General features: G+C 70.7%; 15 protein-coding genes. 1 reads left to right on the forward strand and 14 read right to left on the reverse strand.

Annotated elements, in window-relative coordinates:
* Positions 1 to 2: 2 nt before the first annotated feature.
* Positions 3 to 962, reverse strand: a complete 960-nt coding sequence (locus ACWED2_RS30575; RefSeq protein ID WP_449693965.1) for a quinone oxidoreductase family protein — start codon at positions 960 to 962, stop codon at positions 3 to 5.
* A 716-nt stretch (positions 963 to 1,678) separates the two neighbouring features.
* Between ACWED2_RS30575 and ACWED2_RS30580 the strand changes: the two genes are divergently transcribed.
* A complete protein-coding gene (locus ACWED2_RS30580) occupies positions 1,679 to 2,425 on the forward strand; it encodes an AfsR/SARP family transcriptional regulator (protein ID WP_449693966.1) in 747 nt (248 codons plus the stop codon).
* Between the two features lie 14 nt (positions 2,426 to 2,439).
* Here ACWED2_RS30580 and ACWED2_RS30585 read toward each other — a convergent pair whose 3' ends face one another.
* The 13 genes from ACWED2_RS30585 to ACWED2_RS30645 form a co-directional block, all read right to left on the reverse strand.
* A complete protein-coding gene (locus tag ACWED2_RS30585; RefSeq protein WP_449693967.1) occupies positions 2,440 to 3,378 on the reverse strand; it encodes a beta-ketoacyl-ACP synthase III in 939 nt (312 codons plus the stop codon).
* Between the two features lie 20 nt (positions 3,379 to 3,398).
* Positions 3,399 to 4,835, reverse strand: a complete 1,437-nt coding sequence (locus ACWED2_RS30590) for a DHA2 family efflux MFS transporter permease subunit (RefSeq protein WP_449693968.1) — start codon at positions 4,833 to 4,835, stop codon at positions 3,399 to 3,401.
* On the reverse strand, positions 4,832 to 6,067 hold the full coding sequence (locus ACWED2_RS30595; protein WP_449693969.1) for a cytochrome P450: 1,236 nt from the start codon (positions 6,065 to 6,067) through the stop codon (positions 4,832 to 4,834). Before ACWED2_RS30595 ends, ACWED2_RS30590 begins: the two co-directional genes overlap by 4 nt.
* A 45-nt stretch (positions 6,068 to 6,112) precedes the next feature.
* Positions 6,113 to 6,760 (reverse strand): TetR family transcriptional regulator C-terminal domain-containing protein, encoded by a 648-nt coding sequence (locus ACWED2_RS30600; RefSeq protein WP_449693970.1) that lies wholly within the window; start codon positions 6,758 to 6,760, stop codon positions 6,113 to 6,115.
* Positions 6,761 to 6,880: 120 nt separating this feature from the next.
* A complete protein-coding gene (gene fabG / locus ACWED2_RS30605) occupies positions 6,881 to 7,621 on the reverse strand; it encodes a 3-oxoacyl-ACP reductase FabG (protein ID WP_449693971.1) in 741 nt (246 codons plus the stop codon).
* Positions 7,618 to 8,040: a 3-hydroxyacyl-ACP dehydratase FabZ family protein gene (locus tag ACWED2_RS30610; protein WP_449693972.1), complete on the reverse strand. Its 423-nt coding sequence runs from the start codon at positions 8,038 to 8,040 to the stop codon at positions 7,618 to 7,620. Before ACWED2_RS30610 ends, fabG begins: the two co-directional genes overlap by 4 nt.
* Entirely contained in the window at positions 8,037 to 8,390 is a 354-nt protein-coding gene (locus tag ACWED2_RS30615; RefSeq protein WP_449693973.1) for a hypothetical protein, read from the reverse strand. Before ACWED2_RS30615 ends, ACWED2_RS30610 begins: the two co-directional genes overlap by 4 nt.
* A complete protein-coding gene (locus tag ACWED2_RS30620) occupies positions 8,366 to 9,367 on the reverse strand; it encodes a beta-ketoacyl synthase N-terminal-like domain-containing protein (RefSeq protein WP_449693974.1) in 1,002 nt (333 codons plus the stop codon). The genes ACWED2_RS30615 and ACWED2_RS30620 overlap by 25 nt, the downstream gene beginning before the upstream one ends.
* Positions 9,364 to 10,605, reverse strand: coding sequence for a beta-ketoacyl-[acyl-carrier-protein] synthase family protein (locus ACWED2_RS30625; protein WP_449693975.1), 1,242 nt, complete (start codon positions 10,603 to 10,605; stop codon positions 9,364 to 9,366). Before ACWED2_RS30625 ends, ACWED2_RS30620 begins: the two co-directional genes overlap by 4 nt.
* Position 10,606: 1 nt before the next feature.
* Complete coding sequence (locus ACWED2_RS30630; RefSeq protein WP_449693976.1) at positions 10,607 to 10,894, reverse strand: acyl carrier protein; 288 nt, start codon at positions 10,892 to 10,894, stop codon at positions 10,607 to 10,609.
* A 27-nt stretch (positions 10,895 to 10,921) separates the two neighbouring features.
* Complete coding sequence (locus ACWED2_RS30635; protein ID WP_449693977.1) at positions 10,922 to 11,770, reverse strand: alpha/beta fold hydrolase; 849 nt, start codon at positions 11,768 to 11,770, stop codon at positions 10,922 to 10,924.
* A 22-nt stretch (positions 11,771 to 11,792) separates the two neighbouring features.
* Complete coding sequence (locus ACWED2_RS30640; protein WP_449693978.1) at positions 11,793 to 13,388, reverse strand: long-chain-fatty-acid--CoA ligase; 1,596 nt, start codon at positions 13,386 to 13,388, stop codon at positions 11,793 to 11,795.
* Positions 13,385 to 14,830, reverse strand: a complete 1,446-nt coding sequence (locus ACWED2_RS30645; protein WP_449693979.1) for a beta-ketoacyl [acyl carrier protein] synthase domain-containing protein — start codon at positions 14,828 to 14,830, stop codon at positions 13,385 to 13,387. The genes ACWED2_RS30640 and ACWED2_RS30645 overlap by 4 nt, the downstream gene beginning before the upstream one ends.
* Position 14,831: the final 1 nt, after the last annotated feature.

Consider the following 14,831-nt stretch of genomic DNA (forward strand, 5'->3'; position numbering starts at 1 on the left):
GGTCAGCGGGACACGTCCAGCACCAGCTTGCCCGCCGTGGCCCGCTTCCGCAGGTCCTCGTGCGCCCGCCGCACGTCCGTCAGCGCGTACTCGCCGCCGATGTGCGGCACGAGCGCGCCGCTGCCGACGAGGCGGAACAGCTCCCGCATCGACTCGGCCAGCATGCCCCGGCGCCGGATGAGCTGCGGCAACACGAACCCGGTCAGGGTCTGGCTGCGCACCATCACCTCCCGGGTGTCGACCACGGCCGTGGTCCCGCTCGCGAACCCGTAGAGCACCACCCGGCCGAACGGCGCGGTCGCCGCCAGCGCCGCCGCGGTGACGGGACCGCCGGTCATCTCCAGGACGACGTCGATCCCCCGCCCGCCGTTGGCCTCGAGCAGGCGATCGGCGAGGTCTTCGACCGGCGACGGGTCGACCGCCACGTCGGCACCGGCGGTCAGCGCCAGCTCCCGCTTCGCGGGGGTGGACGCCACCGCGATGATCTGTCCCGCCGCCGCGAGACGGGCGAGCTGCACGGCGAGGACACCGACCCCGCCGGCCGCCGCGAACACGGCCACCGACTGCCCCGGCCGCAGCGGCGCACAGGTGTGCAGCAGGTGCCAGGCCGTGTTGCCCTGCACAGCGAGCGCGAGCGCCTGGGCGTCGTCCACGTCGTCCGGGACGTCGAAGGCGGTCACGCGGGACACCGCGGCCCGTTCCGCATACCCGCCACCGTTCAGCGTCAACGCCAGCACCCGGCGGTCTTCGCCGGCCACCGTGCCCACCACCTCGCTGCCGAGCACGTAAGGCAGCGTGACGGGAGCGACGTAGTTGTCTTCGGTGATATGCACGTCCGCGTAGTTCACGCCGGCGCGCACGACGTCGACGAGCAATTGCCCCGGCTTGGGCACCGGGTCCGGGACGTCGGTGACTTCGAGGGCGTCGAGCCCACCGAATCCGGTGATCACGGCAGCACGCACGCCCGCCCCCGTCCCGCACTCGCGATCGACGCGATCGCAGGCCCGGCGGTGCCGGTGCGCACACCGCGGGACCCCGCCGGCAGCCGCCGTTCCACCCGTTCGCCATTCTCGCCGCTATCGGTTTTTCGCCGCCGGAAAAGCATTTCCGCTACATTCCGCGATAGTTTCGGCATGATTTCCACATCCATTTCCGGTCGACCACCTTTCCTTCCGCGTGCCGATCTTCCCGGCCGAGAACAAATCGGGCAACGGGAGCTCCCCGCACCTCGCGTCCTCGTGTGCGAGGCCGAACAGCGACGCGGAGTCACCACAATCGCCAGATCGGGTGGTAAACCAGCGCTCAGGACCTTGTTGTACCGCAACGAATACAGCCAGTCACCGCTACGCCAACCGGTCGCCTCGCCCAGCCTATTGCGCCGAACGGACGATGATTCCGATGACAGGGACATAAAAGGTGCCGCAACCGCCCCGGCGTGCGATAAGCTGGTCGGCGCAAGTCGGGGCACAGCGTCGTGCTGCTATCCCCTCGCACTCGTGTCGCGTACAGTGAGGGGAGAAACAAATTCGATCGTGGGCGCCCGCCTGCTGGGGAGGACGGGCGCGGAGCACCAGCGACGAATCTTGATGTTTCTGGGGGAAGGAACCGGATGAGGTTTGCCGTCTTGGGGCCACTCCGCCTGCTTGACGAAAGCGGCGCGGACCACACGCCCAAACCGTTGAAGCTGCGCATCCTGCTCGCCGCCATGGTGATCAACGCCGGGAAGGTGGTCCCGGTCTCGCAGCTGGCCCAAGAGCTGTGGCCGGAGGGGGCACCACGCACCGCGGCCACGGCGATGCACGTCTACGTGTCGCAGCTGCGCAAGCACCTGCTGCTCTGCCGGCTGATGAACGACTCCGAAACCGTGCTCCTGACCAGGCAGCCCGGCTACGTGCTGCAGACCGCCGAAAACGCCATCGACCTCTCGCTGTTCCGCTTCCGGCTGGCGCAGGCCACGGAAGCCGAACTCGCCGGTGACCTGCGCACCGCGTCCGAGCAGCTGCACCGGGGGCTCAGCCTCTGGAGCGGTGACGCGCTGGCCGACGTCCGCGGCGGCGCGATGCTGCACCACTTCGCCAAGCGGCTCGAGGAGAGCCGGCTGGCCACGATCGAGCGCAAACTGTGCATCGACCTGCGGCTCGGCCGCCACCACGACGTGGTCGGCGAGCTCCAGTCGCTCGTCGCCCAGTACCCGCAGTGGGAGAACTTCCACGGCTATCTCATGATCGGGCTCTACCGGTCCGGCCGGACGGCCGAGGCACTGACCGTGTACGCCCGGCTCAGGGAGCGGCTGATCGATCGGCTCGGCATGGAACCGGCCGGCAAGATGCAGGAGCTCCACCGGCTGGTGCTCAGCCGCGACAGCATCCTCAACCACAGCGACAGCGTCCGGCTGCTCGCGGGCGAAGGAGCGTTCGTCGCGTGAGATCACCTGTCCGGTCACGGGCATCGAATCACCTGTCCGGCGTAGGACAAGCCGCCACCGAATCCCAGCAGCAAGGTCAGCGCGCCGGGTTTGACGTCCCGGCGCTGCACCAGTTTCGACAGCGCCAGCGGGATGCTCGCCGCCGACGTGTTGCCCGAGTCGACGACGTCCCGGGCGACCACGGCGTTCACCGCGCCGAGCTTGCGCACCACGGGTTCGATGATTCGCAGGTTCGCCTGGTGGAGCACCACCGCGTCGAGGTCCGCCGGCTCGACCCCCGCGCGGGCACAGATTTTCAGCCCGATGTCGGGCAACGCGGTGGTGGTCCAGCGGAACACGGCCTGACCCTCCTGCTGGAAGGTGCCCGGAACCGCTTCGATCCGCACGGCACTGCCCATTTCGGGCACGGATCCCCAGACCACCGGGCTGATCAACGGCTCATCGGACGCCTCGACGACCACCGCGCCCGCGCCGTCGCCGACCAGGACGCTGACGGACCTGTCCTGCCAGTCGACGAAATCGGTCAGCCGCTCGACGCCGACCACCACCGCCCGCGTCGCCGATTCGGCCCGGATCGCCTGGTCGGCGAGAGCGAGCGCGTGTGAGAACCCCGCGCAGGCCACGTTGACGTCCACCGTGGCCGGGCCCGGGATGCCGAGCTTGGCCGCCACCCGCGCGGACATGTTGGGCGACCGGTCCGTCGCCGTGGTCGTCGCCACGATCACCAGGTCGATCTCCGCGGCCGCGACCGCCCCGCCCTCCAGCGCGTTCCGGGCCGCCCGGGCCGCCATTTCGTCGATGGTCTCGGTGGGATCCGCGATGTGCCGCGTCCGGATGCCGACCCGGGTGCGGATCCATTCGTCGCTGGTATCCACCATTTGGGCGATGTCGTTGTTGGTCAGCACCTTGGCCGGCTGGTAGTGGCCGACGGACAGCACTCGCGAGCCTGGCATGGGTTCTCCGATGTCCTTCGTCAGGTGGGCCGCACGCCCGCTTGCTGGTTCTCCGCGGGCACAGCAGGAGTGTGTGGCGCCCGCAGCCGGACGTACAGCAGGATACCGAACACCGCGGCCACCCCACTGGTGATCGCACAGAAGCCGAACACCGATAGCAGGGAATCGAGCGTCTGGTTCCCGCCCACGCTGAGGATCGCAGCGACCGCGGCGACCCCGAGCGCACCACCGACCTGACGGGCCGCCATCAGCAGCCCGCTGCCGGCGGCGAAACTGACCGGGGGCAGCGAAGCCGCCGCAATGCTGGCCAACCCGGTGAGCACCGCGCCCATCCCGAGGCCGCTGAGCAAGCTGCAGGGCAGCCACACCAGCAGGAACTGCCGCTCCGCGCCCAGCCCGAAGGTCATCCACACGGTGACGGCGACGACCAGCAGCGAGCCGAGCACGATCATCAGCGGCCGGCCGCGGGGACTGACCCACCGGCCGACCGCGATCGCGGCGGCCGCGGAGGTGACCGCACCCGGTGTCACGCCGAGCGCGGCTTCGAACACCGAGTAGTGCCAGATCCCGGTGAGGAACAGCGGACTGCTCAACAGCACCGCGTACATCCCGGCGCCGAAGAACGCCGCGATCACGTTGGTCTGCGCGAACGCGTGGCTGCGCCACAGGGAAAGCTCCACCGCCGGCGCGGGGTGCCGGCGCGAACGCAGGAGCCCCAGCGCGGTCACCAGGACGCCGCCGATCACGGTGGCGAGCGTCGCGACGGTGCCCCAGCCCCAGGTTTCGCCTTCGGACAGGCCGAGCACGAACGCACCGACACCGGCGGTGACCGCGATGGTGCCGACCAGGTCGGGCAGGGCCTGTTTGACCGGCTGGTCGCGCCGGATCGTCCGCAGCGTGCCGTACACGACGATGATCCCGAGCGGGACGTTGATCAGGAAGACCGCACGCCAGCTGAAGGCTTCCACCAGCCCGCCGCCGATCACCGGGCCGACGAGACCGGCGATCGCCCCGGCCGCGCCCCAGGTGCCGACCGCCGCGGCGCGCTTCTCCGGCGGGCTCTCCGCCAGCACCAGGCCGAGCGCCGACGGGATCAGCGCGGACGCCGCGGCACCCTGCAACGCACGGAACACGGTCAGCAGCCCGATGCTGGGGGCGATCGCGCACAACAGCGAGGCCACCGTGAACGCGACGGTGGCGTAGCTGAACAGCTTGCGCCTGCCGACCACGTCGGCCAGCCGGCCGGACGCGCACAACAGCGCCGCGAACATCACCGTGTAGCTGGTGACGACCCAGGTCAGCCACGACACCGGGACGTCGGGAAAACTCGCCCGCAGATTGGGAAAGGCGATGTTCACGACGGTGACGTCGAGGAACGCCACGAACGTCGCCGACGAGGCGAACAGCAGCACGGCGCCGGGACGGGCACCCTGCCGCGGGGAAACCTGCTCGGTCATCTCGACACCTTCTCGCGCAGCCGGTCCGCACCGGACGGGATCAGCCGGACCGGCAGTGAAGTCGGCCCCTGGATGTTGTCCGGACGACGCCACGACGGCGCGCCCGCAGGCTCGATGCGTTCGAAGCGCTCGATGAGCACCTTCAGCGCCTCTTCGAGTTCCGCCCGGGCCAGCGCGTTGCCGATGCAGTGCCGGTAGCCGGCGCCGAACCCGAGGTTGGGCCGCCGGGTGACCCGCCGGATGTCGAACCGGTCGGGGTCGGCGAAGACGTCGGGGTCGCGGTTGGCCATCACCACCAGGGTCGCCACCTGGGTTCCGGCCGCGATGTCCAGGTCACCGAGAACGACGTCGGTCAGCGTCATCCGCTTGATCACGAACACCGTCGGCGCGAACCGCATCACCTCGTCGACCGCACCGGACACCAGTTCCGGGTTGGCGACCAGGTCGTCCCACTGCTCCGGGTACTTGGCGAACAGGTAGACGGCACTGGCCAGCGTGGTCCTGGTCGTGTCGGTCCCGGCCACCAGGAGCGTGGCCACCAGGGAGATCAGTTCTTCACGGCTGAGCCGGTCACCGTCTTCCTCCGCGCGGACCAGGTTGGTCAGCAGGTCGTCGGTCGGCCGCTCGCTGCGCTGCTGGAGCAGCTCGGTCAGGTACCGGTCGAGCTCGTCGTAGGCGCGCATCGCGGCCGGGAAGGTGTCCGGCGAACCGCTCAGCCCGCTGACCTGGGCTTCGGCGATTTCGGAGAAGAACGCCAGGTCGTCGGTGGGCACGCCGAGCACGGCGCAGATCACCGAAAGGGGGTACTGCCTCGTCAACGCGGACACCGCGTCGACCGCGGTGCCGGCGGAGGCGGCATCGACCATTTCGGCGAAGATCCGGCGCATCCGCGGCCGCAGCGGATCCATCAGCGGGGCACGGAAAGCCGGCAGCGCCAGCCGGCGCAGGCGCTGGTGGTCTTCGCCCTCCAGCGACAGGATGGACTTGCTGCGGCGTTCCACGAACCGTGGGTCGATCCCGTCGAGCCGTTGCACAGCGGCGAAGACGCCTTCCCGGAACCGCTTGGTGTCCCGCAGGACCTCCCAGCAGTCTTCGTAGCGGTGCACCAAAACCATGTCGCCGAGCCGGCTGAACCGGTGCTCCTTCCCGACGTCCGGTATCCACTCCCACCACGGTCCTTGCGCGGACCGGACCGCGTCGTCGAGTACCGGCAGCTCAGAGGTGTTGCGCATACAGCTCCCGCCCTTGTGCTGTCCTGCTGGTTCACCGTCGGAAGATCAGGTCTGGGGAAACAGCTCCGCCAGTGCGTTCTCGTCGGCCGCGTGGCAGAGCAGCAGCTTGCGGGCCCCGGACCGCGCCACAGCGAAGGCACCCGGAAAACCGAGCTGGCCGTGCAGGTTGGCCGCGAAGAGCAGCCCTTGGAGCTCGAACGCGATCTGGGCGACCTCGGTGCCGGGACGCAGCTGGCGCTTGGCCACCGCGATGTGGACCTGCCGGGCGAGGACGTCGTTCCCCTCTTGGATCAGCGTGCCGATCGCGTCGCGGATCGGGCCGGGACGCGAATCGAATTCGTGGGCCACGGGTGTGAAGAAGCAGCCACCCGGCAGCCAGTGTTCTTCGGAATTGAGGAGGAACCGGTCCATCAGCGCGAGCAGCCGGCCGACGCCGGCGGGCACCCGCTGCGCGGGCAGGATGATGTGCTCCACGTAGAACGCGCGCGCGGCCTCGATGACGGCCAGCTGCAGCCGTTCTTTCGAGCCGAAGAGCGCGAAGAGGCCGCTCTTGCTGAGGTTCAGGTCGCCGGCGAGCCTGCCGATGGAAAGCCGGTCCAGCCCTTCCAGCGACGCCAGGTCGAGCGCGTGCTTCAGGACGAGCTCCCGCGAGCTCAGCCCCGTGTCCCGCGATTTCGTTGCGCCGACACCCACAACCCCGCCCCCTGAACTCGAAAGTGATCTTACCCTAACATACGAACGAACGTTCGTGCCAGACCCGCGGGCGTGCCGGAGCCGGGCCCGGACGCGGCGGCGCGGGCCCGGCCGAAGGGGTCAGAGCAGGAGGCCGCCGTCGATCGCGAAGACCTGGCCGGTGATGTAGGCCGCGCGGCCGGACACCAGGAACTCGACCAGGTCCGCGACCTCCTCCGCGGTGCCGAGCCGCCCGAGCGGGATCCGGGGCATGGCCTTGTCCAGGACGTCCTGGGACATCGACTCCGTCATCCCGGTCCTGATGTAACCGGGAGCCACGGTGTTCGCCCGGATGCCGTACCGGCCGGCCTCCCTGGCCAGCGACTTCGTGAACGCCGAGATCGCGGCCTTGGCCGCCGCGTAGTTGGTCTGCCCGGGCTGGCCGTCCCGGCCGGCGATCGACGACAGCGTGACCACGGTGCCGGAGCGGCGCTTCATCATCCCGAAGACCGCGGCCCGGCACGCGAAGAACGTTCCGTCCACATTGGTCCGGAACACCGAACTCCAGTCTTCGTCGGACATGGCCACCATCGGCCGGTCGCGGGTGATCCCCGCGGAGGTCACCACCGCCTCGACCGGGCCGAGCTCGTCCTCGCTCCGCCGCACGAACGCCTGCACCGCCTGCGCATCGGTGACGTCGACCTGGCAGGCCAGCGTGGCGGCGCCGTGCTCGGCCGCCAGCTTCTCCACCTCGGCCGCTTCGTCCCGCCGGGAGTGGTAGCAGAAAGCCACGTCGTAACCCGACTGCGCGATCCGCAGCACGATCGCGCGCCCGATCCCCCGCGAACCACCGGTCACGAGCGCCACCCGGCGTTGTGTCATCGTCCCCTCCCGTCTTCGAAACCGATCGTCACCTGGCCGACGGACAGCACCGTCTCGCCGCCGATCGAGCCCGTGCCCGTGCAGATCGCCGAACCGGTCACCCGCCGCACCAGTTCCACGTGGTGCTCCACGGTCTCGCCGGGCCGCGCGGGCCGGACGGCCTGCACGTCACGCAGCCCGGCGACCAGCACCTCCCCCTCCGGCTGCGGGGCCTCCCAGCACGCCAGCGCCGCGCACGCCTGGAGCCACGATTCGAGGAGCAGGTACGGCGCGAGCCCGGTCCGGCACCAGGGCGCGTCCGCCGCGATCGTCCGGCGCGCCACCAGCCGGACCCCGGGTTCGACCGTCGTGATCTCGTCGAGCAGCAGCATGGGGCTGCGGTGCGGAAGCAGGTCGCGCAGTGCGTGCCGGGCGGTCACGGCGCCGAGAACCGGACTCGGCAGGCCGGCTCGCCGAGCCTGCGCACCTCGCCGACCAGCTGCCCGTCGGGCTGGACGGTGACGGTCACCTCGAGCTCGTCACCCGGCCGCACCGCGCCGACGAACCGGGCCCTGGCGACGTCGAGCCGCCCGGTCCCCACCGGCCGCCCCAGTTCCACGGCGGCCTGGTGGACCAGGTCGATCAGGCACACGGCGGGAACCACCGGCCGCGCCGGGAAGTGCCCGGCGAACAACGCCGAGCCCGGGTCGACGCCGGTCCGTACCGTGTCCGGGCCCGTCCGGGTGAACCGCCATTCGAGCGGGGTCAGCAGATCCGGAGCACCGCGCATCCCACCCGTCCTTCCGCGTCCGAGGTGGTCACCACGCCGATCCGGCCCGGTTCTCCGGGCTCCGCGAGCAGCTCGACGATCTGGTAGGCGGCCGACGCCGCCCCGGTGTCGCCGAGTCGTTCCGCGGTCTTCGTGCGCACCGGCGCGTCCGGCAGCACCTCGGCGACGGCCGCCCGTTCGCGGGCGCCGCGGCTCAGCGAAGACGCGGGCACGACGGCAGCGACCTGGCCGGCGTCGGCACCCGCGCGCCGCAGGGCCCGGCGCAGGCACGCGCCGAGTGCCTGCGTGAGCTCGTCCGGTTCGTGGTAGACGCCGAAGTCCACGGCGAGGATTTCGGCCAGCGCGCGGCGGTCTTCGCCGACCGCCTCCGGCGCTTCGAGCAGGAACATCACGCAGCCCTCGCTCGGGTTCGGCTCGGCCGAACGGGCCGCTTCGACCGCCTTGCGGCCGGCCGACAGCTCCTCCACCACACCCCAGACCGCCGCCTTCGCGTGCCCGTTGCCGCGCATCCGGCGCGCGTAGTTCAACGTCAGCAACCCGGTTGCGTGGCTGCCGCAGATGGTCGTGTTCGGGCCCTTGATCCCGTACCAGATCGCGCACTGCCCGGCCGCGAAGTTCATCAGGGTCCGCGGCACGTGCGCCGGATCGACGTCGTACGGCTTGTCCCTGGTCCACGTGTCGCGGAGGAAGTCCATCACGCTCTGGACGCCGTCGTTGGTGCCCAGGACCAGGCCGAGGTCGTCCGCCGCGTACCGGTCCCGGCCGATCTTGTCCAGCAGCCGGCCCGTCGTCGCGACGGCGAGGCCCGCGGTCCGGTCCATCGCCCGCGTCCCCTTCTTCCCGAGGATCGCGCGGACGTCGAAGCCCTCGACCGCGTCCCGCACCCCTTCGCCGGAGAACAGGCCGGCCACGTGGGCTTCCGCGCCGTGCCCCAACGGCGAGAACGTTTCCCACGCCGTGATCACTGAAGTGGTCATCGCCATCCGCTCTGGTCGTACTTGCCGAGGATCAGCACCGCGTCGTTGCCGGCGAAGGCGAGCGAATTGTTCTGGACCACCCGGAGTTCTTCCTTCCTCGCCACGTTGGGCACGCAGTCGATGTCGATCTCCGGGTCGGGCTCGGTGTAGTTGACGGTGGGCGGGATGAACCCGTTTTCCAGCGCCAGCGCGCAACCCGCCGCGGCGAGCGCGCTCGCCGCGCCCATGCTGTGGCCGAGCATCGACTTCATCGACGACGTCGGCGGGGGTGCCGAACCGAAGACCTGCTTGATCGCGGCCGCCTCGATCACGTCGTTGGCCCGGGTCCCCGTGCCGTGCGCGGAGATGTAGTCGACCTGGTCCGGTGCGATCCCGGAATTGCGGTGCGCCTGCCGGACACAGCGGGCCACGCTCGCCTCGTCGGGTGCGACCGGGTGGTGGGCGTCGCAGGCCAAGCCGTAGCCCAGCACCTCCGCGTAGATGTGCGCGCCACGGGCGAGCGCCGAAGCCCGCGTCTCCAGCACCAGCACGGCGCCGCCCTCGCCGGTGAGGATGCCCTTGCGGTTGCGGTCGAACGGCTGGCAGTGCTCCGGCGCGATGGTGCCGAGCCGGTAGAACGTCACGAAAGTCATCCGCAGCAACGCGTCGACGCCCCCGCACAACGCGATTTCGGCCTCGCCGCCGGCCACGGCGTCGAACCCGTAGCCGATGGCGTAGTTGCCGGCCGCGCACGCGGTCGGGATTGTCACCGCTTCGACGTCGGTGAGCGCCAGTTCCCTGGCCACGTCCACCGAAAGCCTGCTCGACGACGAGCGCACCGCCGCGGCGGGATCGACGCCGTCGGTGCCGCTCGCCACCTGCCGCTGGACGATGTGGTCCAGCTCGCCGGACTCGCCGTAGGTCGTCCCGATCGCGACCAGCGCCCGCCGTTCGCGGACCGCCTCTTCGGTCAGGCCCGCGTCGCCGAGCGCCATGCGCGCGCTGGCGACCGAAAGCTGGGTCGCCCGCCCGAGTTCGCCGGGCGCCAGCCGGGTGATCCACCGTTCCGGCTCGAAATCCGGGACCTCGCACGCGGTGGTGTGCGCGAACCCCTCGGTGTCGAACGCCGTGATCGGGCGGGCGCCGGAACGCCCCTGCCGCAGCCCGTCCGCGAACTCCCCCACGGCAGTACCGATGCTGCTGACGACACCCAGCCCGGTGATGACGACAGGCTCGCGACCGGACTGCTGCACCGGCATGTCAGCGCGCTCCGGCCTGGGCGACCCGCAGGGCGGCCACGACCACCTCGTAGGTGTTCTGCACGTCGTGCATCACCGACAGCGCCGACTGTTCGATGGTGATCCGGAACTTGCGTTCCAGCGCCGACAGGATTTCGATGCCCTGCAGCGAATCCGCTTCCAGCTCGTCCCAGAAGTGGCTGTTCCAGCCGACCTCCTCGACGTCGACCTCGACGATGTCGGCGACGATCCGGCGAATCTCGTCGCGGATCCCGGCGTCGACTTCCCCAGCCTGGTGCCCCGTGGTCATCGGTCCCCTTCCTGTTCCATCAGCAGCTCACCCGGTTTCGTCCCGGGCGATGAACTCGAGCGTCCGGCCGACCACCTCGCTGTCGGCCAGGATCCGGCGGTGGCCGAGGCCGGAGGTCTCCACGAACTCGGCCTGCTCGTAGGTGCTCGCGATCTTCCGCCCCTGCGCTACGTCGATTTCCTTGTCCTTGTCGTCGTGGATCACCAGCAGCGGCCACGTCTGGTCGGCCGCCTGGTAGGTCGCCGAGAACCGGTTCCAGATGTCCTGCTCGGGCAGGAAGTACTGCTCGCTGCGCCGCCGCAGGTCGTCGACGACCTTGCTGCCGAGCCCCAGCCGCTTGGTGAAAAGCACCGGCAGGTAGCCGAAATCGCAGATCGCCGCGATGGTGACCAGCCGGTTGACCGGCACGCCGGTCCGGATCGTGTGGTACGCGCAGAGCCCGCCGAACGAGTGCGCGACGATCGCGTGGAACGGCCCGTACTTGTCCGCCACGGCCCGCGCGGCGGCCGCGGTGTCCACGATCGTCGACCGGTCGCCCTCCGAAGCACCGTGCCCGAACGAGTCGAACGCCACCGCCGACATGCCGCGGTCCAAGATGCCCGGCACGAGCGCGGCCCAGCTCGACGCGCGGCTGTCGAACCCGTGCATGAGCAGCACGCGGCGGTCGCTCTCGCCCCAGCTGTAGACCGCGAGCTCCTTGCCGTCGACGTGCAGCCGCTCGGTCGTGGCCGCGTCGTGTACCGCCTGTTCGGCCGGGCGCACCGGCGCCCGTGCCCCGGTGCGCACGAACAACGGGAACGCCAGTTTCCCCGCAAGGCCCGGCGAAACCGCGGCCGCGGCTTTCAGGCCGAATTGGATGGCAGCCAACGAGTTCATTCTCGATCCTTCCGATTGCCGGTCAGTTCACCTTACGGGTGGCTCCTTGCCAGAAGGAATCCCTGAGTTGCCGCCGGAGGATCTTCCCGCTGGCGTTGCGCGGCAACTTGTCGATGTACTCGTAACCGGTCGGAATCTTGAACCCGGCGAGGCGGCCGGTCAGGAAGATCATCAGCTCGCGGCCGCTGACCTGGGCACCGGGCGCCGGCGCGACGAAGGCGTGCACCGCCTCGCCCCACCGCTCGTCCGGGATCCCGACGACGGCGGCCTCCGCCACGGCCGGGTGCTTGGTCAGCGCGTTCTCGATCTCCGCGGGGTAGACGTTCTCGCCCGCGACGATGATGGTGTCCTTGATCCGGTCGCAGATGAACAGGAAGCCATCCTCGTCCAGGTAGCCGGCGTCACCGGTGCGCAGCCAGCCGTCCACCAGGGTCTCGGCCGTCGCCTCGGCGAGCCCCCAGTACTCCAGCATGTGGCCGGGGGTGCGGATCCAGACCTCGCCGATCTCGCGCGGCGGGAGCTCGTTGCCGTCTTCGTCCTTGACCAGCAGCGCGAACCCGGGGTACGGCCGGCCGGCCGCGGTCATCCGCGGTCCGCCGACGACGTGCTCGGACGGCGGCAGGCACACCGCGGTGTTGCCGGACTCGGTCAGGCCGTAGATCTGGGCGAACTCGCAGCCGATCCGCTCGATGGCCTGCGCGAGCAGGCGCTCGCCGATCGGCGAGCCGCCGTAGACGATCTTGCGCACGCTGGCGAAGTCGTCGTCGGTCACCGCGCGCTCGGCCAGCATCATCTGCAGCATCGCCGGCACGACGCACATGGTCGTGACGCGGTGTTCGCGGATCAGGCGCACCGCGTCCCCGCTGGTGAAGGTGCGCAGGGCGACGTTGGTGATGCCGGCGTGGAAGCCCTGCAGCGCCCACCACAGGCCGCCGATGTGGAACCCCGGCACGCCGAGCAGGCTGATGTCCCCGGCCCGCCAGTCGATCCAGTCGAGACCGGCCTCGGCCAGGGCGTTGCGGACCGCGAAGAAGCTCCGGTGCGCGAGCACGACACCCTTGGGCAGCCCGGTGGTTCCGCTGGTGTACATCTGCACGATCGGGTCGTCCGGGTCGACCGGCAGGCCCAGGTCGTCGTCGGAGGCTTCGCGCGCCCACTCGTCGAGGCCGCCGTCCGGGTCCGACGCGGTGACGGTCACCACCTCGGGTGCCACGGCCAGGCCGGCCCCGGCTTCCTTGACCACCGTGCGGAAGTCGTGTTCGGCGAAGACGATGTGCGCACCCGAATCGCGCAGCACGTGCTCGGTCTCGGACGCGGTGAGCCGCCAGTTGACCGGCACCAGCACGGTTTTCGCCTTGGCGCACGCGAACAGCAGGGTGTAGTAGTGCTCGGAGTCCCGGCCCAGCCAGACCACTCTGGCGCCCGGCCCGGCGCCCGCGGCGGCCAGCGCGCGGGCGACGCGGTTGCTGCGGCGGTGCAGCTCGGCGTAACTGACCCGGCGGTCCTCGCAGAGGATCGCCGGGTGCCCAGGCCGGTTCCGGGCGTGGAACGCGACCGTCTCGTCGAGAGTCCGAAGCTCGCCGTAGAACATGGTGGTTTTTCGCTCCTGTCCGTTCATGACCAGCGGTGCGTCTCCGGCCAGTAGCTGCGGCCGGTGCGGGTGGCGACTTCGGAACCGGCGTACGACACCTCGTCGCGGACGGACTCCACGATCGCGTGGCCGTAGGTCCCGGTGAACCCGAACGAGCTCACGGCCGCGAGCCGGCGGCCGCTGCCGGGCCACCGGGTGTTCTCCCGCGGGATCTCCAGCCCCAGCCGCGACCACGCCACGTCCGGGTCCGGCACGGAAACACCCACCTGCCGCGGGATTTCGCCGTTCCGGACCACCAGCACGGCCTTGATCAGGCCGGCCATCCCGGAGACCGTCTCGAGATAGCCCAGGTTCGCCTTGGCCGAGCCGACCAGCAGCGGTGGCCGGTCGGCTCCCTTGCGCTCGTAGACGTCCGCGAGCACCTCGGCCTCGATCACGGCGGCGAGGCGCACCCCGTTCGCCTGGGCCTCGACGTACCGGACCTGTTCTGGCTCGACGTCCGCGGCGCGCAGGGCGTGCTGGATCACGCGTGCCTGGCCGGTGGCCGACACCCGGCCGATCGTGTCGCGCGAACCGTGCTGGTACACCGCGGTCCCCTTGATCACCGCGTAGGCCTTCGCCGCGTCCTGCTGCCGTCGCAGCACGAGGACCCCGCAGCCTTCGCCGCGGACGTAGCCGTCCGCGGCGGCGTCGAACGGCCGTGACCGCCCGGTCGGCGACAGCATCCCCGACTTCGCGAACACCCCGAAGGTCCCCGGCGCCAGCAGCAGGTGGCACGCGCCGACGACCGCGACGTCGCATTCGCCCGCCCGCAACGACTGGCAAGCCAGGTGGAGCGCGGTCAGCGCGGAGGAACACGCGGTGTCGACGGTGAGCGCGGGACCGTCGAGCCCGAGGCAGGTGGCGATCCGGCCGGCGGCCGCGCTCAGTGCGCTGCCCGGTCCCATGTAGGCGGACAGGCCGTCGTCACTCACCCCGTTGCGCAGCGCGGCGTAGTTGTACTCCACGGTGCTCACCGCCGCGAAGACGCCCGCCCGCAAGCCGGTCACGTCGTCGACGCCCGCGTCGGCGAGCGCCTCCGCCGCACACGTCACCAGCAGCCGCTGCTGCGGGTCCAGGTACCGCGCTTCCTCGTCGCCGATCCCGAACCGCTCCGCGTCGAAGAGGTCGATCGATCGCAGGTACGAACCCTTGCGCAGCAGGTCCGCGTACGGCCGCAGATCCGGCGCGGCGAGGTTCCAGCGCGGCCGGCCCGCACTGTCGAGCGGCACGGCCGGCGCCCCGTCGAAGACCACCCGGCCGTCCCGCAGTGCCGACCACAGCGCCGCGGGACCGTCGAGCTCGCCCGGGAAGCGCAGACCCATGCCGACCACGGCGATGCCCTGGGTCGCCGCCAGCCGCTGGCGCGCGAGCAGCATCACGAGCTGCTTGTGCGGAAGCCGCTCGAGCGAGTCGATGTAGTCCTTCACC

Source organism: Amycolatopsis sp. NPDC005003, from assembly GCF_053600695.1.